The organism is Enterobacter dykesii (assembly GCF_008364625.2).
GTDB classification, from domain to species: Bacteria; Pseudomonadota; Gammaproteobacteria; order Enterobacterales; family Enterobacteriaceae; genus Enterobacter; species Enterobacter dykesii.
Genome location: NZ_CP126604.1, coordinates 1,714,207 through 1,733,975 on the forward strand (window position 1 = coordinate 1,714,207; position 19,769 = coordinate 1,733,975).

The following is a 19,769-nucleotide window of genomic DNA, read 5'->3' on the forward strand; positions in this document are numbered from 1 at the left end:
ATTCCGCAGGCTCTTACTGACTCGGATTATAACGGAAGCTCAGCCCCCAGGCTGCGAGATCCTCGCATTTTTCACATAACGGGTTAACTATCGTTCAATGTGGGCTGCTGGCGACCCAAAATAACCTCCATTCTGGCGCCGCCCAGCAAGCTCTCACTGGTTTCTATTTTCCCGTCGTACTGGTCGACAATCTCGCGGGCGACGGCCAATCCTACGCCCTGGCCAGGACGTAGCGTATCGGCTCGCTGACCGCGATCGAACACCACGTCACGCTTATTGCTTGGGATCCCCGGGCCATCATCCTCAACGATAATATGCAGTTCGGTTTCCGTCTGACGCGCAGACACTTCCACGAACTCCAGACAGTATTTGCAGGCGTTATCCAGCAAATTACCCATCACTTCCATGAAGTCATTTTTTTCACCCACAAAGCTAATCTCTGGCGAGATATCGAGGCTGATGTTCACCCCTTTACGCTGATACACCTTGTTGAGGGCGGACGTGAGGTTATCCAGAAGCGGGGCTACCGGGTGCAGCTCGCGGCTCAGAAGCGCGCTGCCGGAACGCATGCTGGCGCGGTGCAGGTAATAGCCAATTTGCTGGGAAATACGGCTGATCTGCTCCAGCATCACCGGCTCGGCATCATCGACGCTCAGCTTCGAGCTGCGCATTGAACGCAGGGTACTTTGCATGACGGCCAGGGGAGTTTTCAGGCTGTGGGTCAGGTCGGTAAGGGTGGTACGGTATTTATCGTAGCGTTCGCGTTCACTTTTCAGCAGGCGGTTGAGGTTACGCACCAGGCTGGTGAGCTCACGGGTGGTTTCCGGGTTCAGCTTCTCGCGATGATGTTCTTCCAGCTCACGAACCTCTTTCGCCAGTGATTCAATGGGGCGCAAGCTCCACCACGCCGCCACCCACAGCAGTGGGATCACCAGCAGGAGATTCGCAGCCAGAACGTAGATGAACCAGCTCCAGACCATATAAGAGCGCTTCAGCTCGACCGGAATGGTGTCGATCACCACGATGGTCAGCTGCGGCATGTTCAGCGTCGCTGGATAGAGGTTGATCGCGACGGAGTGCGTCATCTCCGTCTCGGCGTTGTCGGCGCGGATCTCGTTCAGCTTTTGCTGCAGGGAGCGATCTTCATGGATCAGCGAGCTGGTGGTGTTGAGATCGGCTTCAATTTCGTGAAATCCGTTGGTTTTGAGCCATTCCGGACGAATGCTTTTGACCAGCCAGGGAATATCACGCTGCGCCCACAGTAATTTCCCCTTTTCGTTATAAATCAGGGCTAGCGTCGGGCTCTGCTGGTTGAGGTTTTCCGGCATTTCGACGGTAATTTGATTGTTTTCCCACTTCGCCAGGGTATAAAACAGATTGCTTTCGCCACGTAACAGCCGAAAGGTGGTTTTATCAAAGCTGACGCTGTAGCCTACCAGGGCGACCATGCCGTAGGAGAGCGACAGCACCAGCACGACGGCAGCCGTGGCCAGTAAGAAACGAACCCGCAGCGAGAGGGGCAGAATGTGGCGTAAAATCCGTCTCATTTAGCGTAATTCGAACAGATAGCCCTGGCCACGGACGGTGGTAATCACATCCTGCGGATACTGCGCCTGAATTTTCTTACGCAAACGTCCCATCAGCACGTCAATGGTATGGCTCTCGCGCAGTTCAGCATCAGGGTAAAGCTGGAGCATTAAGGAATCTTTGCTCACCACTTTGCCATTGTTGCGGATCAGCGTTTCCATGATGGTGTATTCGAAGGCGGTGAGCTTAATCACTTCATCATTGATCGCTAATTCCCGGCGGGAGAGATCGACCTGGAATGGCGGAATGGAAATAACCTGTGAAGCCAGCCCGCTGTTGCGGCGTAACAGCGCCTGCATGCGCGCCGCCACCTCTTCAATATGAAACGGCTTGGTGACGTAATCGTCGGCACCCGCGCTGAGCACTTCAACCTTATCCTGCCAGCCTTCACGGGCGGTCAGAACCAGAACCGGTAGAGAGACATCGTGGCTGCGCCAGCGACGAATTAACGACAGACCATCTTCGTCAGGCAACCCTAAATCGACAATGGCGATATCCGGCAGATGTTCATTGAGATAATAATCGGCTTCTTTCGCATCTTCAGCATCGTCCACCTGATGTCCCATCTCCTGAAGCTGAACCTTCAGGTGATGGCGTAGCAATGCGTTATCCTCAACAACCAGTACGCGCATCATCTCTTCTCCCTAAATAATTGGTATGAATAGTTTAACGCTGATTATGTTGTTGTGGGGATAAACATTGAGTAAACCGGGAAAAAGCATCCCCCTTTTCGGGCGAAGAGGGGGAGAAGGGCGTTACTTCAGCTCGTCGACCATGGTGATGGCGCGGCCAATGTAGTTCGCCGGGGTCATCGCCTTCAGGCGCGTTTTCTCTTCTTCCGGCAGCGCCAGACCGTCGATAAACTGCTTCATGCCTTCGGCGTCAACGCGTTTCCCGCGGGTCAGCTCTTTCAGCTTCTCGTACGGTTTTTCGATACCGTAACGACGCATCACGGTCTGGATTGGCTCCGCCAGCACTTCCCAGTTGTGATCCAGCTCGTCCAGCAGACGGTCACGGTTCACTTCCAGTTTGCTCACGCCTTTCAGGGTGGACTGGTACGCGATCAGCGCGTAGCCAATGCCCACGCCCAGGTTACGCAGTACGGTGGAGTCGGTCAGGTCGCGCTGCCAGCGGGATACCGGCAGTTTGCTTGCCATATGCTGCAGCACGGCGTTCGCCAGGCCCAGGTTGCCTTCGGAGTTTTCGAAGTCGATTGGGTTTACCTTGTGCGGCATGGTGGAAGAGCCGATTTCACCGGCGATGGTTTTCTGCTTGAAGTGGTTCAGGGCGATGTAGCCCCACACGTCACGATCGAAGTCGATCAGGATGGTGTTAAAGCGCGCGATGCAGTCAAACAGTTCGGCGATATAGTCGTGCGGCTCAATCTGCGTGGTGTACGGGTTCCACTGAATGCCCAGAGAGGTCACGAACTCTTCGCTGAACTGGTGCCAGTCCACTTCCGGATAAGCGGCGATGTGGGCGTTATAGTTACCGACCGCGCCGTTGATTTTGCCAAGAATTTCAACCTGTTCCAGCTGACGGTACTGGCGCTCCATGCGGTACGCGACGTTCGCCATCTCTTTACCCATCGTGGATGGCGTGGCTGGCTGGCCGTGGGTACGGGAGAGCAGCGGAATGTCGCGGTATTCCACGGACAGCGCTTTTACCGCGTCGATGATTTTACGCCAGTAAGGCAGCACCACCTCTTTGCGCGCGGTGGAGAGCATCAGCGCATGAGACAGGTTGTTGATGTCTTCAGAGGTACAGGCGAAGTGAATGAATTCAGACACGGCGTGCAGGGCAGGAACGCTTTCCACTTTCTCTTTCAGGAAGTACTCAACCGCTTTCACGTCGTGGTTGGTGGTGCGTTCGATGGTTTTAATGCGCGCGGCGTCTTGTTCGCTAAACTCGGCAACGATTTTATCAAGGTAATCGTTTGCCTTTTCGTCAAAAGCAGGAACTTCCTTGATTGCTGCCTGGGCGGCCAGCTTTTGCAGCCAGCGTACTTCAACCTGAACACGGAACTTCAGCAAACCATATTCGCTGAAGATCCCGCGCAGCGCGCTGACTTTATCGCCGTAGCGTCCATCGACAGGGGATACGGCGGTCAGTGAGGATAATTCCATAATTCGCAACTCCGGGAGGTTAACAATGAGCAAGAATTTGTTTTGCCTGAGTGGTCAGGCGATTACGAGAAAACATTAACTGCAGGCGGCCACCGCCCACCTGGTGCCACAGTACGGCTGCGCGGATCCCTGCCAGCAGGGACGCGCGCACTTTTGCCTGTACCTGCGGACTTTGCAGCACGGCAGGGGAGCCGGTGACCTGAATACGCGGCCCGAGCGGGCTGATGACGTCAACATAAATGCCGGCCATGGCGCTCAGCAGCGTTTCCGACTGCAGGTCAAAATGATCGAGCTGACGCTGTAATCCGGCAATACGATCGCCCAGGGTATTGAGCGCGCCTTTTGCGGCGCTCAGCTTACGCTCCAGCACCATCAGGCTCAACGTGTAGCGGGTCAGCTCCGCGTTTAATCCCTGACGGCTGCTGGCGTTAAGCACGCCGAGCAGGGTTTCAAGACCGAGACGAAGATTGGTTTCACTGCCGCCGAACACGCCCAGGGTCGAGCCGGGGTTGAGATCGATAACGCTGTTCAATGAAACGTGCAGGGCATCTGCGTCGCAATGACCCTGATGCGCCAGCTGTTGCACCAGACGGGCTGACTGGCAAATCCCCGCCAGCGCCAGGGTGATGTCATAGTAGTTCTTCGCCACACGGTCTCCTTTATGTGTGAATCGTATTAAACAGCAGGCAGCGGCAGGCGCTGTTCAATGATCCCGCCGCCCAGACAGATTTCGCCGCTGTAGAAGACAGCAGACTGACCCGGGGTGACGGCGGCCACCGGCTCGTCGAAACGCACGTCAATGCGATCGTCATCAAGCGCGGTAATGGTGCAAGGAATATCGGTCTGACGGTAGCGCGTTTTCACCGTGCAGCGCAGCGTGCCTTTCAGCGGCTCACGATCGACCCAGTGCAGCTGCTGCGCGATAAGGCCAACGGACATCAGACGCGGATGATCGTGGCCCTGGGCAACAACCAGAATATTGTTTTCGACGTCTTTGTCGACAACATACCATGGATCTTCGCTACCTTCTTTGGTCCCGCCAATACCCAGGCCTTTGCGCTGGCCGAGCGTGTGGTACATCAGCCCCTGATGCTGGCCAATCTCTTCCCCGTCGACGGTGACAATTTTACCCGGCTGAGCAGGCAGGTAACGTCCCAGGAAATCGCGGAATTTGCGCTCGCCGATGAAGCAGATGCCGGTAGAGTCTTTTTTCTTCGCGGTGATGAGGTCCAGCTCTTCGGCGATTTTACGCACCTGCGGCTTTTCCAGCTCGCCGACCGGGAACAGGCTCTGGGCGATTTGCTCATGGCTCAGCGTATAGAGGAAGTAGCTTTGATCTTTGTTGCCGTCCAGACCGCGCAGCAGCTGGCTTTTGCCATTCACGTCTGCACGGCGCACGTAGTGACCGGTCGCGATGTAGTCAGCGCCCAGATCTTCCGCAGCGAATTCCAGGAAGGCCTTAAATTTGATCTCTTTGTTGCACAGAATATCCGGGTTCGGCGTGCGGCCCGCTTTGTACTCTTCCAGGAACAGTTCAAAAACGTTGTCCCAGTATTCTGCGGCAAAGTTAACGGTGTGCAGTTCAATGCCGAGCTTGTCGCACACGGCCTGCGCATCGGCGAGATCCGCTGCGGCGGTGCAGTATTCCTCGCCATCATCTTCCTCCCAGTTCTTCATGAACAGGCCCTCCACCTTATAGCCCTGTTGCTGCAACAGGTAGGCGGAAACGGAGGAATCGACACCGCCGGACATGCCGACGATCACTTTTTTCTGGCTGTTATCTGACATGGAATACTCACGACATTGAACTTCAAGGCGGCGTATTCTATCACGCCCCCCCACCATTGACACCCTCTGTAAACGGCCAGTTAAATGCGCCGATGACATCCAGCGGCAGGCGTGCGCCTGACTGCCAGCAGCGAATGCTTTCCGCAACCAGCGGCGAGCGCAGGTTTGGCGCGTTCAGGATCTCGTCGGCGGTCACCCACAGACAGCGGTCGATATCGTCATCCTGCGGCTCAGTGGCGCACGTTTCGCTAAGCTCAACGGCAAATAAAAAGCGCAGGAACGGGGTGTGATCGGGTGCGATCCACTGATGCATGCGGATGAAGTACTGAGGCTCAGCGTGAATGCCGGTCTCTTCCCACAGCTCGCGTTTGGCTGCCTGCAGCAAGGTTTCATTGGCTTCAAGGTGTCCGGCAGGCTGGTTCCACAGCGCTTTGCCGTTAATGCTCTCTTCGACGACAAGGAATTTACCCCGGGCGTGGACCACGCAGGCAACCGTGACATGAGGTTTAAACATAGTGACTCCTTAAGGGGTAACGTCGCGCCATTCGCCGTTTGCCAGCGTTTCCAGGGTGTAGCTGCCCATGGCGTAGCGAATCAGACGCAGGGTAGGGAAGCCAACGTGCGCGGTCATGCGCCGAACCTGGCGGTTGCGGCCTTCATAAAGGGTTATTTTTAGCCAGCTTGTTGGGATGGATTTGCGTTCGCGAATCGGCGGGTTGCGCGGCCAAAGCCACTCCGGTTCATTCACGCGCTCAATACCTGCGGGCAGGGTTGGGCCGTCGTTCAACGTCACGCCGCTGCGTAGCGCTGCCAGCGTCGCGTCATCCGGCTCGCCTTCCACCTGGACGAAGTAAATTTTACCGGTGCGTTTGCCCGGCTGCGTGAGCTTCGCCTGCAACGCGCCGTCGTTGGTTAAGACCAGAAGGCCTTCGCTATCGCGGTCCAGGCGCCCGGCTGCGTAGACCCCCTGAACAGGGATGTAGTCCTTCAGCGTGCTGCGCCCGGCTTCATCGGTAAACTGCGGCAAAACATCGTAGGGTTTATTGAACAAAATAACCCGCTTCGGCTGGGTTTCTTGCGGTCTTCTGGCGGCTTGTCGCGAGCTGAATCGCTCAACCCGGTGTTTTGTAAAAGAAGTTTTCTTCATGGTATTTTCAGGCGTTATCAATTGCCGCATTATAGCCTAATAACGAAGACCTTTCATGGCGCAGGACAATCAGGTACTATCGAAGGGCTCATTACAATTTATTAACATAAGATCAGTAACAACCAGAAGCGCTCGAAGGAGAGGTTAATGGAAAGCAAAGTAGTTGTTCCGGCGGAAGGTAAAAAGATCACCCTGCAAAACGGCAAGATTAACGTTCCTCACAATCCGATTATCCCGTTCATCGAAGGTGACGGAATCGGTGTAGACGTTACCCCGGCAATGCTGAAAGTGGTTGATGCCGCTGTTGAGAAAGCCTACAAAGGCGAGCGTAAAATTTCCTGGATGGAAATTTACACCGGTGAGAAATCTACTCAAGTTTATGGCCAGGACGTCTGGCTGCCAGCAGAAACGCTGGACCTGATCCGCGACTACCGCGTTGCTATTAAAGGCCCACTGACGACGCCAGTTGGCGGCGGTATCCGTTCCCTGAACGTGGCACTGCGTCAGGAGCTGGACCTGTACGTGTGTCTGCGTCCGGTTCGTTACTATCAGGGCACCCCAAGCCCGGTTAAGCACCCTGAACTGACCGATATGGTTATCTTCCGCGAAAACTCAGAAGACATCTACGCGGGTATCGAATGGAAAGCGGACTCTGCTGACGCAGAGAAAGTGATCAAATTCCTGCGCGAAGAGATGGGCGTGAAGAAAATTCGCTTCCCTGAGCATTGCGGTATCGGCATCAAGCCATGCTCTGAAGACGGTACTAAACGTCTGGTGCGTGCGGCCATCGAATACGCGATCACCAACGACCGTGACTCTGTGACCCTGGTTCACAAAGGCAACATCATGAAGTTCACCGAAGGCGCGTTCAAAGACTGGGGCTACCAGTTGGCGAAAGAAGAGTTCGGTGGTGAGCTGATCGACGGTGGCCCATGGCAGAAGATTAAGAACCCGAACACCGGCAAAGAAATCATCATTAAAGATGTGATCGCCGATGCGTTCCTGCAGCAGATCCTGCTGCGTCCTGCAGAATACGACGTGATTGCCTGTATGAACCTGAACGGTGACTACATCTCTGACGCCCTGGCAGCACAGGTTGGCGGTATCGGTATCGCCCCTGGCGCGAACATCGGTGACGAGTGCGCCCTGTTCGAAGCGACCCACGGTACTGCACCTAAATATGCAGGCCAGGACAAAGTGAACCCAGGCTCTATCATCCTGTCCGCAGAGATGATGCTGCGTCATATGGAATGGTTCGAAGCCGCAGACCTGATTGTCAAAGGTATGGAAGGCGCGATTAACGCGAAAACCGTCACCTATGACTTCGAACGTCTGATGGAAGGCGCTAAGCTGCTGAAATGCTCAGAGTTTGGCGACGCGATTATCGCGAACATGTAATCCAGATTCTGGGTTAAACTGGAACGGGAGCCGATTGGTTCCCGTTTTTATTATTAGTTTTCGAATGGTTATCAACAATTTATCAAAATAGATTATCAAAACCCTCTCTTAATCAGATGTTTTTTCCTATTATTTCCGCATTGGCCATAACAATTTACCGGACGGCATACAGGTTGCTATAAGCATATAATATGTATTCGGGCGTTGTAGTCTCCAAACTATCAGAAATGTATACAAACTCGGTTCTCATATCCTTTTGCTATTTTATCTGGGAATCACTGGTTCCTGCTGGTTTCCTTAGTCAATGTACAAAAATATACATTTCATTGTGTGATTATAACTTTTTTTTGCGTATTTATATGCTGGTAACACAATTTTATCTCTGTATATTTAAGAGAAATTTTTGGAGGATCTATGCATAAAATTAAGCTTGCAGTGATATTTCTTTTTATTTGCGTTTTTAACACGACTGTATCTGCTAGTAATTCAATGTCTATGAATTATGCTATAGGCAAGAAAAATGGGGCGGAAAATATGCATGGATTGAATATCATGTTTAGACACGATATGAATGATTTCGCACTGGTCGCATCAGGCACTTATATACAGAATACCAGCGGCTCTGGATATTCTTATTTAAAGAATAAATATGCATCTATTATGCCGGGTATAGCATTTAACATTACGCAAGATATAAACTTATATGGGCTTGCTGGTCTTGCTTCTGGCTCAAAAATGAAACCTAATCAAACACATGAGGTTTACGGAGCTGCTTTTGGTGCTGGTTTTTTTTACAATTTAACAGACAACATTCAATTAAATTCAGGATATGAATTGGGAATTATTGATAACAAAGAAATAAATACTTTCATCATTGGGATAGGATATTTGTTTTGATTTTGAAGGTGAATAAAATGATCTCTAAAAAATTATTAAGAATATACGTTATTACTGACAATTATTTTTTATATCACGGCATCAGGGAACTTATTGAAGATTCAAAAGTTTTTGAATCTTATACATATAACGTTGAGCAAACCACAAAGCTTCCAACACTTATTTTTTATCATAAGTATCATACTCAAGATATTATTATTACAGATAACTTTTTACATTGTTATGCAGTTTCAAAATACAGACCAGAAAAAACTTTGATTTTACCATGTAATTACGACTTGGATAAATACATTGAGTGTTTTAATGATTTAACAGACCAAAATGACTTTCATGATATGCTTCATTTTAAAAAACTATCATCACAAGAGACTCTTTTGTTCACTTTGTTTTCTGAAGGAACAACAGATGACAACATTGCAATTATTCTTAACATAACAAAAAAGACAATAAGCACACATCGACGTAATATTTTGCAAAAGTTGAATTTAAAAAATAGACATGAACTTTATATGTATGCTCTGGCAACAAAGGAGGGGGTTTATGAGCATGTATAATACAATATCTATTTTATCGATAATGGTATTGATTCCATTCTCAATCTATTGTCTTTATGCTAATTATCGCATAAACGAAAAGAAGAGTATTGCATCAGAAACAACACCATTATGGAGAAAGATTTTTCTGCCGCCTAAGTGATTAGTATTTTAGCGGTAGATTTTTAATGTTTAAAAGTTTTCCTCTGTGAATTTTAATATACCCCCCATCATTGAGGTCTTTTAGAACTTTATTTAAGGAGCTACGAGATATTGTACTTCTAGATAAAATAAATTTGAAAACTGAAATTTGAGATCTTTCATTTTCTGGTAATTCCCATATAGCTTCTAAGTTGTTTTTTATAATATCGTAGGCATTTTTTGATGAAAATCTTTGATCCCTTTTGAAAAAGTTTGAAGCGATTTCACAAGTCATTAAGAAAAAATGTTTCCACAAATTATTACTATCAGCTAGGCAGTTCAGTTCTATAGTTGGTATTGCTGTAAAGGCTGCATCCGTCGAAGCTCTGAAATAATGATAATCATTCTTTTCGAACATAAAAAATAACCCTAAAATATAAGGTGCATATACAGTGAAAATTAAAATATCGTCTGTTTTCCTATAAATATCTACTCTACCTTCGGTGAGAAAGTAAACATGTGGTTTATTATTGAGTGTGCTGTGTATCTGCTGTCCATTTGACGCATAAATGCGTATAAATTTGTTAGAAGCTTCAACAATCTCTAAGATATGGTCAAACATGATTTAATGCCTCTGCTATTATTTTCATTCTTAAAGTTTGATGTTAGGCAATCATATGATCTTTTTAGGAGATGGCAAGTTTAAATTTAAATATGTTCTTGTGTAATTATACATAATTTATTTATGAGTTAAATTAGCAGCAGTTAGTGCTGGGTTCGTCAAATATTATCAACCTATCATTCTCAATATTCATGAGGATGTGTGTTTTGTGTTAGTTGATTGTTTGGTAGGGTGCTAACAATTTATTTTATAACTATTTATAATATATAGTTTGCATACTAATGTTTTCCATGCTTGAGTTTTGCTAAAAAACACTTCTGCAATTCTATTTTTTGCGATATTTATACTAGTCTACTCATTCTGCTTTGAATTATATTGGTTTTGAATTCAATGTTAAAAAGAGGATTGAATATGTTATTTCTACTTTCATGTATTGTCTTGTTGATACTGATAGTTGCTGTTGTTTACGTTATGCTATTTAATAAAGATAGCATGGATATTACGCAATTCATAGATTTACTATATAAAGATAATGAAGAGAAATAAATATATAAAAGAGGTTGAGTAGGTGTTAACTAAAACTCAAAAAAATATCATTTGGATGATTACAGAAAAATCAATAGGCATAATTGGTCTTTTCTTTATAAACGCTTTAGTAGCTAAATACTTGGGGCCTGTAGTAATTGGGCAAATAGCAATCGCAACTGCGATTTTTCAAATTATTCAAGTTGCCGCGGTTTTTGGTAGCGATAGTATTTTCTATAAAAGAATAACCACAAACTTACTGGGCGGCATTCAATTAATGTTGCCTATATTCATATTGAGGAGTGCGGTATTTATATTTTTTGCATGTACTTGCATCATGATTTTAAATGTGCAAATGGATTTAACAGGTATGGTGTTAGTGCTGTCAATATGTTTGGCATATTACTTTTACACAATTGATACATATACAAGCTTTAATGAGTCATTGCTGAACTCTAGAATGAATGCTCTTGCAAACGTAACCGGACTTATTTTCGGTTTAGTAGTCAGAGCATTAATGGTTAAATATAAAGCTCCGGTTATCTTATTTGGACTGCCTCTTATAATTATAAGCGCTACCCCTTACTTTTTGAAGTTATTTATATTCCGGAAGGAATATAAAAGTAAAGTGACAATAAAATATAAAGCATTAAGAAAAAGATTTTTTTACCTGAGTTATGCGGGTAGTATTCTCGTTGTTCCTTCTGTTATTGCATCAATCTATCCGAGATTGAATTTACTTGTAATATCATTTTTGTATGGGGATCATGATGTCGGCATATATTCAGTTTCTCAAACTCTTGCTACTAGTTGGAATTTCATTTTGTTATCGTTGCTAACCTCTTGTCTACCGGCAATATTTCGAGAGAAAAACAAATCAAAAATAATCAATCTTGGTGCAAGACTGCATTTGAATATCATTTTACTGTCAATTCCGGTAATATTTCTGATGACGTTTTTGATAAGCTATGTAATCTTCTACATATATGGTGGTGAGTATAATGAATCTATAGCGCCCTGCATTTTATTATGTTTTGCAACATTATTATCTACACTTGGAATGGCTTCATCGAAAATAATTGTTAAGCTTTCTGGATATAGATTTTTGCTATATAAAACTATATTTGTTTTGGTTTTTAGTTTGGTGCTTTCTTATTTTTTTTCTCTAAGGTTCGGATTGATTGGTGCTGCCTTAGCGGTTATCATTACTGAAATTTTTTCTCTAACAATTTTCAACTACTTGTTCATGCAAGGTTTTATGTTGTTAGTGCATGTCGAAATAATCAAGGTTATTTGCGGATGCGTTCGGAAATTATTTAAAAAAAGCGTTAGATAAAGGTTAATAAAATGCAATCTTTATCTGAATGGGTTAAGATAAAAGTTTAAGTCTAAAATCTATTCTTTATAAAAGATATTAATCGTTATGTTTAATTAATTGGTAAGATGTTTTGCAATCCGATGGGGTTTTAAAAAAATAAATATAAAGGAGTGCATGCTCCTTTATATAAGTATTTTAATCCAATCTTTACCCCGATCATCATGATATCGAGCCGTTTGATTCGGTGACTTATGACCTAGCAACTTCTGAGTATCTATCCCTTGAATCTCATATAGTCTTTCCGCTAACGAGCGTTGTTCATGGAAAGTAGCTGGCGTGCCATCCCCCCAATTTATGTCTGATTTATCACGAGCCTTACTGAAGTTCATTGTTATTGTGTTCGACTTTACCTGGGCACCTCGTTCTGCCATTGAGGTTGCCCGAAAGAAGTGGATTAGGTATGGACTCACTGCATAGTCACGGCAACGTGCAACTACATCCCTCAAACTCCAGTCAATCGCGTTAAGCCTTAGGGATAGAGGGAGCGCTAGCTTGCTCCCTGTTTTCTCCTGAACGACATGCAGATGGTCATCCCAAATATCGCAAAACTTCATGTTGGAAATATCCCCAAGGCGTTGACCTGTAACGAGCGCCAATAGCATTGCATTGCCCATGTATTGATGGCGGGCATCAGCTATCGCGAAAATCTTTTGCCATTCGTCGAGGTTTAGACGTTGTCGGGTAACTCGCCGGCGCGGTTGTTTTGTCGCAAGAGCCGGGTTATAACCCGGCGGTACCTCGCCATAATGCTGGGCTTCCTTGAATACATCGATCAAAACAGAGCGGATTACCTGGGCCATCCTCGGTTGACCTTCTGCAACATAGGACTCCAGTATCTGGGCAACATCCCGAACATCGACGGATGAAATCAATTTCATTCCCACGCTCTCACGAAGTAGGGCTACTGGTTTAGCCTTTTGTTTATGAGTGTTCGGCTTGATATCACCATTCTCCAGTCTTTCATCCTGAATTTTCCAATAACGATCTAACCACGTATTTGTTGTTATCGCCTTTCCTTTGCTGGTGGCGATCTTGTCACTGAGAGCCAAAACCTGCCTGGTGCGCTGTTCAGCTAGTCGCTCATTAGCTTCGATTGCTATTGCTGTTGCTTCAGCCTCGTTAGTTCCGAGGCTGTGAAATTTACCAGTAACAGGATGCTTATAACGCCAGTAGATTTTATTTACCTTCCGACTGTATAGCGGATAGAGATTAGGTATCTTGACGTTGTTTTTACGTGGTCGAGCAGCCATCAGACAGTATCCTTTGAAGCATAGGAGAATCAGATTTTTTAATAACGGGCTGGGTTAAATTACCTGTAATCTCGGCATCTTCTCTTACCCGCCAGTATCTTCCTTCTTTGGTGGCCGGGGGAGTGAACATGCTCTCTTTGGCGTATCGGCGTAAAGTATTCAGACTTGGAGGATTACTCCGGTATTTTTCCGCAGCCCATTCTTCTAAAGTCAGCATTTGAAGCATGTGATTTACCTCATAATGGCCCATATCAGGGCCATTTTCTGATATTAAAAAATCAGTGTTCAGTCAGACGCTGCCAGATTGCTGACACGTATTTGACCTGATGAAGAGCATCCGAAATAGCCTTGTGAGGTTCTCCCTCAAATGGGATCTCATAGCGAGGCTTGCAGCCAACGGCTTTACCCAACTCGACAATGGTTCTTACATCCCGGTTATTCCAGAATTTCCATGGGCAGGGGATCCCCGTACGGTCATAAGATGCCTCAAGCAGGACATTGTCATAAGTGGCACCATTACCCCAGACCTGAACAGAATCAGGGCCGTTAACCGCATTCTCGCCTATAAACTCATTTAGCTGCAGTAATGCATCATCGAGCGGAATAGCGTCATCCATTACCAACTCAGAGCGCGCTTCGGGCGAAGCTTTTAGCCAGAAGATAATGGTAGATGCATCCGGAACTCCGCCGCTGGCCATGGCTGATTCCAGGCTAATAACTTTGTAAAATTCCGATCCGGTATTACCTGTAGATGGATCAAAGAACACGGCCCCGATAGATACGACTGGTGAATCAGCTTTTTTACCAAAAGCTTCAATGTCGATCATAAGGTGTGTATAGAGCATTTCAGGGTCGGTATAATTATGATGACCGGAATCATTATTTATGGCAGTTGTGCTGCTATAAGTCTCAGTAGTGCTTGCGCCTGAGATAGTTTCTTCCGTGCCTTCTGATAACGCAGCACCGTCCGGGGTTTCATCATTGCCAGTTTCTTCCATCTGCACATTATCAACGTACTCCGCCGCGGTATTTTGTTGGACATTTACAGCGTTGCTGGTGGCCAGCCCTTCAATAGAAAAAAGACCATTACCAACTTTTTCGAGAACCGGCAGCGTGCCGCCGTCGACTTGCGCACCTTCATTCTGGCCGCCAGTTTCAAAAGCAGAATCAGTCACTATCTCGTTTGTCCAGCTCACCTCCGGGTTATGGCGTGCCGCAACAAGAGTTTCGTCTGATGGTGCAGAATGATCGCTTTCAGTCAGGTTCGCGTTAATGAATCCGCTGAGACGTGCCGGATACAGATAATGTTCTGGGTGAGCGCTACGGATAAGTGCAAAGATAGCCGCACGCGAGTAATCCAAAACTCCCGGGGTTGCACGAAGGGCTTTAGACCATTCCTTGAACGGACTTTCTTTCTTACTAACAATCTCTTTAGCCCGACGGAAAACACCACCAGGGATATCGTAAATGTTGAAATCCATTGGTAACGTGGCCAGCGCAATCTCTAAATCGAGAGTGTCGAGATCATGTTTAAGGTCAGGGTTTCTGTCGGTCTTGTTGCCTCCGCCAGCATTCGTACCGCTTTCAGTACGCTGTATTTCTGCAACGCGATTGCCTTTGGCCCATTCTTTTACCAGCAGGCCGCGGTCAATGTAATCAGTCGCCGCCCAGATTCTGGTGAATCGGAGAACCAAAGCGAGTTCGTGACGCTTTTCCTGGCTGAACACTTTGCGAATGGCGTCGGTATAGCGCCACAGGTCTTTGGTGTCGTAACCCTTAACCTGTTCGCAGTTTTCTGCCGCCAGCAGCAGGTTCTGGACATAGCTATTGTCAGTGTCCATCTCCAGCGCGCTGATACCTTCGTATTCTTCGCGGGTTAAGTGGTGGCGCAGTTCGTCGCAGGTGAACTGGGCGAGTACCTGCTTGCGGAAGGGCATGCGAACGACTGGATAACGTGTGGTTTCGTCATCATTCTTGTCAATCTGGATACCGTTATCAGCTTCAAGACCCTGACCTGCTATAACCCCGGTGTCACTGGTGCTTTCAGATTTCAGAGGGGTAAATTTGCCACTGCGCCAGTCTTCAACTAATTGGTTGTGAACGCTGGCATCTGCTTTAGCCCAGTCAGCCATGAATGCAGCGATATCTTCAGTTTCGTGCGCTTCATCTGGCGCGAATACCTGCTTAATCGCCTGAACCAGTTTCCACTCAGCGTTCAGGCTGAGTTCGGCAACTTCAGGGATGTTGTTCTTCGCCAGCAGCATGTTCTGAAGATAGGTATTGCCTTCATCCAGTGACATTTCGCTGGCAGCCAGCTGCTGCTCTTTAGTGATATGTGACTGGTATTTTTCGCTGGTCATGTGGACGGCAAAACGGACCGCTGGAGTGCGGTTTTCAAGAGGAACACTCTCGACGGTACTTTCGACTTTAACGGTCGGTTCCGGTGCGGCAGTGTTGTCCACGGCTTCAGTTGATCCAGCACCAGCCTTTGGCAGCCAGGTGCGTCCATCGTCCTGCAGTTCGTAGCGTTTGCACCAGGTGTAATCTACTGTGCTTTCTTCCGGCAGGTCGTTGTAAACAGGGAAATCGGTACGGACAGGCTTGCTATAATCCTTGCCCCGGCCGGTTTCAATGCCAGCATCTTCCAGCTCTACATCCAGCTGCAAATTGGCTCGTGCTTCTGATTTAGCCGTGAACCAGATAACGGCATCTTCTTTGCCGGATTTCTGCGTTGCCTTGATTAAATGAAAGAATTCCATATCGGGTCCTTAATTTTGGTTGTAAGATACCCGCAGCTAGTGATTGCCGCCTTGGGTAGTGGTCATTGGTCAAAACTCGATTCCGGAAAGCTTTGGTCGGCTGACCGGGTACTTAACCCGCCTTACGCGGGTTTTGTGCTTTTAGGGGCTGGTAGCAGCCATTGGTCATAACTCGATTAAAACTTGAAAGCAGGCTGTTGGTCTCCAGCCGGTTTATATGGGTAACACACTCCTTTAATGTGCTGCTCTTTGGCAGCTGCATCACAGCCAGATTCGGTTTTGTATACACCGAGCATGATGTCTGAGCATTCCCCGGTGAGGGCACAGACGGTAACGATCAGGGCAAAGAACGAGCTCATGCTTTTAGCTCTGGATTGCCTTTTTGGACCAGTAAATAGCAAAGTTTACGGACCAGAACTTCAAACAGATTTAAGCGAACGGCTTGGCAGCCAGCTTTTTTGCGTGCGAAATCGATCATGGTTAACTCCTGTGTGCCTTTAACGCCAGGCTGGCGGAACGGTAAACCTGCTGCGCGATTGTCTTGTCATCTCATCCGGTGTTTCGTATGCCGCCGGCAGCTACTTCGTGGGCGTCCTGCCTCGATGACACGTTTCGATAGAAATATTATTATCAATTCAATCGATACATGTCAATTTAAATCGATAGCATGGTGCGAAAGAACGCCTGGTCATTGATGACCCGAGCAGGAGAGTTAATTAAAAGAAAGGCTATTTGGTAGGCGGTATCAGATTACGTTTCTGCAGATAAGTCTTTGCAAAATTATCGAGCTCTTCAAGTCTGAGGTCTATAATCTTGATAATTCGTTCTTTTTCATCATCTGTTGGCAATTGTTCGAATGCTTCTAGAAGTCTTTCTTCAAGTTCTGTTGAAGGTTTAACTTGTGGTTTTGGTGACCAGGGATCGTGCTCTTCGAGGGTCTCACCATCTTCCATGAAGAACCATGAGAGTGGATACCCAGTCGCAGCGGGAAGAAGATTCAGTATTTCAGATCTGGGTAAAATGTCAGAATTGCACCAGCCATTAACAGATTGAGCTTTGACTCCCAGTCTGCGCGCCAGCTCAGATTGTGATATTTCGAGATCTTTTATGGCCTTTTGCAATCTCTTACCGAAGTTCATCTCTTCATCCAATTCATCTAGTTATCAGCAATTATACAGATTTTTTCTGTAGCTCTTACTATCGAAATAATTTGACGATATCGATTTAATTTGTTTTATTGTCACTCATCGTTAACTACTGAGAACAAATGATGAAGACATCAATTCAAAAAAAGCTCTTATCGATTTGCAGTCAGGCTGAACTAGGACGCCGGATGAAAAGGAGAGCCCAAACTGTAAACGGCTGGTTCAAAAACAAAATTCCCGGAGAACTGGTGCTCAAAGTGAGTAAGGCCGTCGATTGGCAAGTTACTCCTAATGAATTACGACCTGATCTTTATCCCAATCCAAAAGATGGTTTACCTCAGAAGGAGGCTTAATCATGCAGTCAGCTACATATCAACATCATAACCAACGCCTGGCCGGACCGCTGAAAACTCAAAATCAATTTATGGCGCATCGGCGAGATTGCTTTAAGCACCGTTCAATACAGGTTGCAGTTCGGGAGTGGGAATCCACTTTGCCCGGCCAGGCGCAGGAGAAAATCGCTCAGATGGTGGCTGAGCAGTGGGCGAAGGAAGGGGGCCGCGGTATCGCGGTCAACAAGCAGAATTTATTCCGGTATCTGAAAAACGAAGGTGGTTCGGAAAAATACACCGCATACATCATGCAACTGTCGGGGGCAATCGTCGCCGCTATGCCCATTGAGATCGCCAGAAAGCATGGACTCAGTAACGCCAGAACGGAAGCCGAGCTGGTGGCGAGCGCTATCAAAGAATGCAGTGAGGCACATCAGGCGAAGTTGCTGGGCGCACCGCTGCAAAAGCTTGAGAAGGAGATCCGCGAAGCGGCAATCGCTTTATTCAACATGTTACCTGCTGACGCGGCGGGACCACTACTGGCGAGCATCAGCGCCGTAGCGCCGCAATTTTTTTAATCGAGTTTTGACCAATGAATTCAACCCGGAGGCTTCATGAGCATTGATGCAATGCGGTGGGCCAAGAAAGTTAAGACCGGAAAATCCTCCAGTAAGGCGATCCTGACCTGGCTGGCTGATATGTGCGGCGCTGACTTGTGCGCTTACCCGTCCGTCGCTGCGCTTGCAGAGGCTACTGAGATGGACAGAAAGACGGTGCTTGCAGGCTTGCAGCATCTGCAGGAAATCGGCCTGGTTGTCGACACAGGTGAACGGCGCGGCAGGACAAAGCAAATTCCTGTGTACAAGCTGGTTGGTGTTGAGGAAAGCATACCCGATGCCGAACAGATCCAAAACCGGAACTCTTTAAAGGATCCCAAAAACGGGACGGTTAATTTGAACCGTACCGAAAACGGAACTGTTAATACAAACAGTGCCATTAACGGGACTATTTCAGGAAATAAGGGTACCAAAAACGGGATTGTTAACAGTTCATATTTTAACCAAAGAGTGCCGTTTTTCCCTTTAAACAGTCCCAAAAACGGGACACGGAATCTACCAAGGAACCATAAAGATCTAAACCCCACACATAGAGAACTGGTCGAACCTGTTATTCCTGATTATCCGGATCAGCCAGGTATCGGAATTGGGCAACAGCAGCCATTCGGCAAATTCCGGATGTTTGAAGACTGGAAGCCAACAGCCGACTTTGCACGACAGGCAAACCTGTGGGGCATGCCGCTCAAGGCAGGCATAAATATCGAAGCCGAGCTGAGCAGTTTCATCGCTTACTGGCAAGCCGAAGGGAAAGTGTTTCATCAAATTCAGTGGGAGCAGAAGTTCTCTCGCCACCTGGATCGCGCAAAGGTTCTGAAAGCACCACAAACGGGAGGTACCGAGAATGCATCAGTTAGACCACAGCCAGCAGCATCCCGAGCTGTTCAGCAAATACAGTCAGCACACGCAGAGTGGCGACGCCGGAACGGACTTGATGGCGGCAGAGACAGCGTGGCGGTTATGGCAGGTGATGGGGGAAATCTTCTCGAACCGCTGGACGCAGAAGAATGGGGCAGAACCCACGGCCCTGTGGATAGCTCAGATAGGTTCGATGACTGAGAGCCAGATCAAACTGGTTTGTCAGCAATGCATGGACCGTTGCGCGGTAGGTAACACATGGCCCCCGGATCTTGCTGAGTTCGTTTCGCTGGTTTCAGATAGTGGTGCAAATCCGTTCGGGCTGACATCTGACCGGGTGATGAGTGAATACCGTCGCTGGCGTAACGAGTCGTATCGTTTTTCGGGTAGTGACAAATATCCCTGGCCCCAGCCGGTGCTCTATCACATCTGTATCGAAATGCGCAGAACTGGTGTTGAGCGTCAGATGACCGAGGGGGAACTTAAAAAACTGGCAGAGAAGTTATTAACCAAATGGACGAAGCACGTAAGCAACGGGCTTTCAGTTCCACCAATCCGTCGGCAGCTAGCTGCACCGCAGCATCCGGCAGGGCCAACTCCGGCACAGCTACTGATGGAAGAGTACCAACGCCGTAAAGCGGCAGGTTTAACCAACTAATCGAGTATTGA

22 protein-coding genes are annotated in these 19,769 nt (G+C 47.5%); 8 read left to right on the plus strand and 14 right to left on the minus strand.

Annotation, left to right across the window (positions count from 1 at the left end):
• Positions 1-83 precede the first annotated feature (83 nt).
• From phoQ to rluE, 7 genes are all read right to left on the minus strand, one after another.
• Positions 84-1,547: a two-component system sensor histidine kinase PhoQ gene (gene phoQ / locus F0320_RS08095; RefSeq protein ID WP_047651857.1), complete on the minus strand. Its 1,464-nt coding sequence runs from the start codon at positions 1,545-1,547 to the stop codon at positions 84-86.
• Entirely contained in the window at positions 1,548-2,219 is a 672-nt protein-coding gene (gene phoP, locus F0320_RS08100; RefSeq protein ID WP_028019015.1) for a two-component system response regulator PhoP, read from the minus strand. It abuts the gene before it with no gap.
• A gap of 123 nt (positions 2,220-2,342) precedes the next feature.
• Positions 2,343-3,713, minus strand: coding sequence for an adenylosuccinate lyase (gene purB / locus F0320_RS08105; protein ID WP_008500757.1), 1,371 nt, complete (start codon positions 3,711-3,713; stop codon positions 2,343-2,345).
• 19 nt (positions 3,714-3,732) lie between these two features.
• Positions 3,733-4,362 (minus strand): high frequency lysogenization protein HflD, encoded by a 630-nt coding sequence (gene hflD, locus F0320_RS08110; protein WP_013097081.1) that lies wholly within the window; start codon positions 4,360-4,362, stop codon positions 3,733-3,735.
• Between the two features lie 26 nt (positions 4,363-4,388).
• The gene (gene mnmA, locus F0320_RS08115; RefSeq protein ID WP_032657963.1) at positions 4,389-5,501 is read right to left on the minus strand and encodes a tRNA 2-thiouridine(34) synthase MnmA; all 1,113 of its coding nucleotides are present in this window, start codon (positions 5,499-5,501) and stop codon (positions 4,389-4,391) included.
• Positions 5,502-5,541: 40 nt separating this feature from the next.
• On the minus strand, positions 5,542-6,015 hold the full coding sequence (locus F0320_RS08120; protein ID WP_047651859.1) for an NUDIX hydrolase: 474 nt from the start codon (positions 6,013-6,015) through the stop codon (positions 5,542-5,544).
• 9 nt (positions 6,016-6,024) lie between these two features.
• Entirely contained in the window at positions 6,025-6,678 is a 654-nt protein-coding gene (rluE, locus tag F0320_RS08125; RefSeq protein WP_023311239.1) for a 23S rRNA pseudouridine(2457) synthase RluE, read from the minus strand.
• 117 nt (positions 6,679-6,795) lie between these two features.
• Between rluE and icd the strand changes: the two genes are divergently transcribed.
• The 3 genes from icd to F0320_RS08140 all read left to right on the plus strand — a co-directional run bounded on the left by icd (position 6,796) and on the right by F0320_RS08140 (position 9,497).
• On the plus strand, positions 6,796-8,046 hold the full coding sequence (gene icd, locus F0320_RS08130; protein WP_032657958.1) for an NADP-dependent isocitrate dehydrogenase: 1,251 nt from the start codon (positions 6,796-6,798) through the stop codon (positions 8,044-8,046).
• Between the two features lie 414 nt (positions 8,047-8,460).
• Entirely contained in the window at positions 8,461-8,943 is a 483-nt protein-coding gene (locus tag F0320_RS08135; protein WP_047368301.1) for an outer membrane beta-barrel protein, read from the plus strand.
• A 17-nt stretch (positions 8,944-8,960) separates the two neighbouring features.
• On the plus strand, positions 8,961-9,497 hold the full coding sequence (locus F0320_RS08140; protein ID WP_047368302.1) for a response regulator transcription factor: 537 nt from the start codon (positions 8,961-8,963) through the stop codon (positions 9,495-9,497).
• A 142-nt stretch (positions 9,498-9,639) separates the two neighbouring features.
• Here F0320_RS08140 and F0320_RS08145 read toward each other — a convergent pair whose 3' ends face one another.
• Positions 9,640-10,239, minus strand: a complete 600-nt coding sequence (locus tag F0320_RS08145; protein WP_052954323.1) for a helix-turn-helix domain-containing protein — start codon at positions 10,237-10,239, stop codon at positions 9,640-9,642.
• A 568-nt stretch (positions 10,240-10,807) separates the two neighbouring features.
• Between F0320_RS08145 and F0320_RS08150 the strand changes: the two genes are divergently transcribed.
• Positions 10,808-12,100, plus strand: a complete 1,293-nt coding sequence (locus tag F0320_RS08150; RefSeq protein ID WP_240168055.1) for a polysaccharide biosynthesis protein — start codon at positions 10,808-10,810, stop codon at positions 12,098-12,100.
• Positions 12,101-12,264: 164 nt separating this feature from the next.
• Here the strand turns inward: F0320_RS08150 and F0320_RS08155 are convergent, their stop codons facing one another.
• The 6 genes from F0320_RS08155 to F0320_RS08185 all read right to left on the minus strand — a co-directional run bounded on the left by F0320_RS08155 (position 12,265) and on the right by F0320_RS08185 (position 17,290).
• Positions 12,265-13,392: a site-specific integrase gene (locus tag F0320_RS08155; RefSeq protein WP_047174577.1), complete on the minus strand. Its 1,128-nt coding sequence runs from the start codon at positions 13,390-13,392 to the stop codon at positions 12,265-12,267.
• Entirely contained in the window at positions 13,373-13,618 is a 246-nt protein-coding gene (locus F0320_RS08160; protein WP_071787694.1) for an excisionase, read from the minus strand. Before F0320_RS08160 ends, F0320_RS08155 begins: the two co-directional genes overlap by 20 nt.
• 52 nt (positions 13,619-13,670) lie before the next feature.
• Complete coding sequence (locus F0320_RS21775) at positions 13,671-16,151, minus strand: exonuclease (protein WP_080337274.1); 2,481 nt, start codon at positions 16,149-16,151, stop codon at positions 13,671-13,673.
• 176 nt (positions 16,152-16,327) lie between these two features.
• Entirely contained in the window at positions 16,328-16,510 is a 183-nt protein-coding gene (locus F0320_RS08175; RefSeq protein WP_042863370.1) for a DUF1482 family protein, read from the minus strand.
• Complete coding sequence (locus F0320_RS08180; protein WP_262485851.1) at positions 16,507-16,629, minus strand: hypothetical protein; 123 nt, start codon at positions 16,627-16,629, stop codon at positions 16,507-16,509. Before F0320_RS08180 ends, F0320_RS08175 begins: the two co-directional genes overlap by 4 nt.
• 250 nt (positions 16,630-16,879) lie before the next feature.
• Positions 16,880-17,290 (minus strand): helix-turn-helix domain-containing protein, encoded by a 411-nt coding sequence (locus F0320_RS08185; protein ID WP_149323875.1) that lies wholly within the window; start codon positions 17,288-17,290, stop codon positions 16,880-16,882.
• A 128-nt stretch (positions 17,291-17,418) separates the two neighbouring features.
• Here F0320_RS08185 and F0320_RS08190 point away from each other — a divergent pair, with 128 nt between their 5' ends.
• Genes F0320_RS08190 through F0320_RS08205 form a run of 4 tightly spaced genes read left to right on the plus strand, consistent with a single transcriptional unit; the run spans position 17,419 to position 19,758 of the window.
• Positions 17,419-17,649, plus strand: coding sequence for a transcriptional regulator (locus F0320_RS08190; RefSeq protein WP_010433056.1), 231 nt, complete (start codon positions 17,419-17,421; stop codon positions 17,647-17,649).
• 2 nt (positions 17,650-17,651) lie between these two features.
• Complete coding sequence (locus F0320_RS08195; protein ID WP_047364301.1) at positions 17,652-18,206, plus strand: toxin YdaT family protein; 555 nt, start codon at positions 17,652-17,654, stop codon at positions 18,204-18,206.
• Between the two features lie 36 nt (positions 18,207-18,242).
• The gene (locus F0320_RS08200; protein WP_149323874.1) at positions 18,243-19,301 is read left to right on the plus strand and encodes a DnaT-like ssDNA-binding domain-containing protein; all 1,059 of its coding nucleotides are present in this window, start codon (positions 18,243-18,245) and stop codon (positions 19,299-19,301) included.
• Complete coding sequence (locus F0320_RS08205; protein ID WP_149323893.1) at positions 19,213-19,758, plus strand: replication protein P; 546 nt, start codon at positions 19,213-19,215, stop codon at positions 19,756-19,758. Before F0320_RS08200 ends, F0320_RS08205 begins: the two co-directional genes overlap by 89 nt.
• The last annotated feature ends 11 nt before the right edge of the window (positions 19,759-19,769 follow it).

Bases quoted from the DNA above. Each gene is read 5' to 3' on its own strand.
- phoQ (WP_047651857.1), bottom strand. From the start codon at position 1,547: ATGAGACGGATTTTACGCCACATTCTGCCCCTCTCGCTGCGGGTTCGT.
- phoP (WP_028019015.1), bottom strand. From the start codon at position 2,219: ATGCGCGTACTGGTTGTTGAGGATAACGCATTGCTACGCCATCACCTG.
- purB (WP_008500757.1), bottom strand. From the start codon at position 3,713: ATGGAATTATCCTCACTGACCGCCGTATCCCCTGTCGATGGACGCTAC.
- mnmA (WP_032657963.1), bottom strand. From the start codon at position 5,501: ATGTCAGATAACAGCCAGAAAAAAGTGATCGTCGGCATGTCCGGCGGT.
- F0320_RS08120 (WP_047651859.1), bottom strand. From the start codon at position 6,015: ATGTTTAAACCTCATGTCACGGTTGCCTGCGTGGTCCACGCCCGGGGT.
- rluE (WP_023311239.1), bottom strand. From the start codon at position 6,678: ATGCGGCAATTGATAACGCCTGAAAATACCATGAAGAAAACTTCTTTT.
- icd (WP_032657958.1), top strand. From the start codon at position 6,796: ATGGAAAGCAAAGTAGTTGTTCCGGCGGAAGGTAAAAAGATCACCCTG.
- F0320_RS08135 (WP_047368301.1), top strand. From the start codon at position 8,461: ATGCATAAAATTAAGCTTGCAGTGATATTTCTTTTTATTTGCGTTTTT.
- F0320_RS08140 (WP_047368302.1), top strand. From the start codon at position 8,961: ATGATCTCTAAAAAATTATTAAGAATATACGTTATTACTGACAATTAT.
- F0320_RS08145 (WP_052954323.1), bottom strand. From the start codon at position 10,239: ATGTTTGACCATATCTTAGAGATTGTTGAAGCTTCTAACAAATTTATA.
- F0320_RS08155 (WP_047174577.1), bottom strand. From the start codon at position 13,392: ATGGCTGCTCGACCACGTAAAAACAACGTCAAGATACCTAATCTCTAT.
- F0320_RS08160 (WP_071787694.1), bottom strand. From the start codon at position 13,618: ATGCTTCAAATGCTGACTTTAGAAGAATGGGCTGCGGAAAAATACCGG.
- F0320_RS21775 (WP_080337274.1), bottom strand. From the start codon at position 16,151: ATGGAATTCTTTCATTTAATCAAGGCAACGCAGAAATCCGGCAAAGAA.
- F0320_RS08175 (WP_042863370.1), bottom strand. From the start codon at position 16,510: ATGAGCTCGTTCTTTGCCCTGATCGTTACCGTCTGTGCCCTCACCGGG.
- F0320_RS08180 (WP_262485851.1), bottom strand. From the start codon at position 16,629: ATGATCGATTTCGCACGCAAAAAAGCTGGCTGCCAAGCCGTTCGCTTA.
- F0320_RS08185 (WP_149323875.1), bottom strand. From the start codon at position 17,290: ATGAACTTCGGTAAGAGATTGCAAAAGGCCATAAAAGATCTCGAAATA.
- F0320_RS08190 (WP_010433056.1), top strand. From the start codon at position 17,419: ATGATGAAGACATCAATTCAAAAAAAGCTCTTATCGATTTGCAGTCAG.
- F0320_RS08195 (WP_047364301.1), top strand. From the start codon at position 17,652: ATGCAGTCAGCTACATATCAACATCATAACCAACGCCTGGCCGGACCG.
- F0320_RS08200 (WP_149323874.1), top strand. From the start codon at position 18,243: ATGAGCATTGATGCAATGCGGTGGGCCAAGAAAGTTAAGACCGGAAAA.
- F0320_RS08205 (WP_149323893.1), top strand. From the start codon at position 19,213: ATGGGGGAAATCTTCTCGAACCGCTGGACGCAGAAGAATGGGGCAGAA.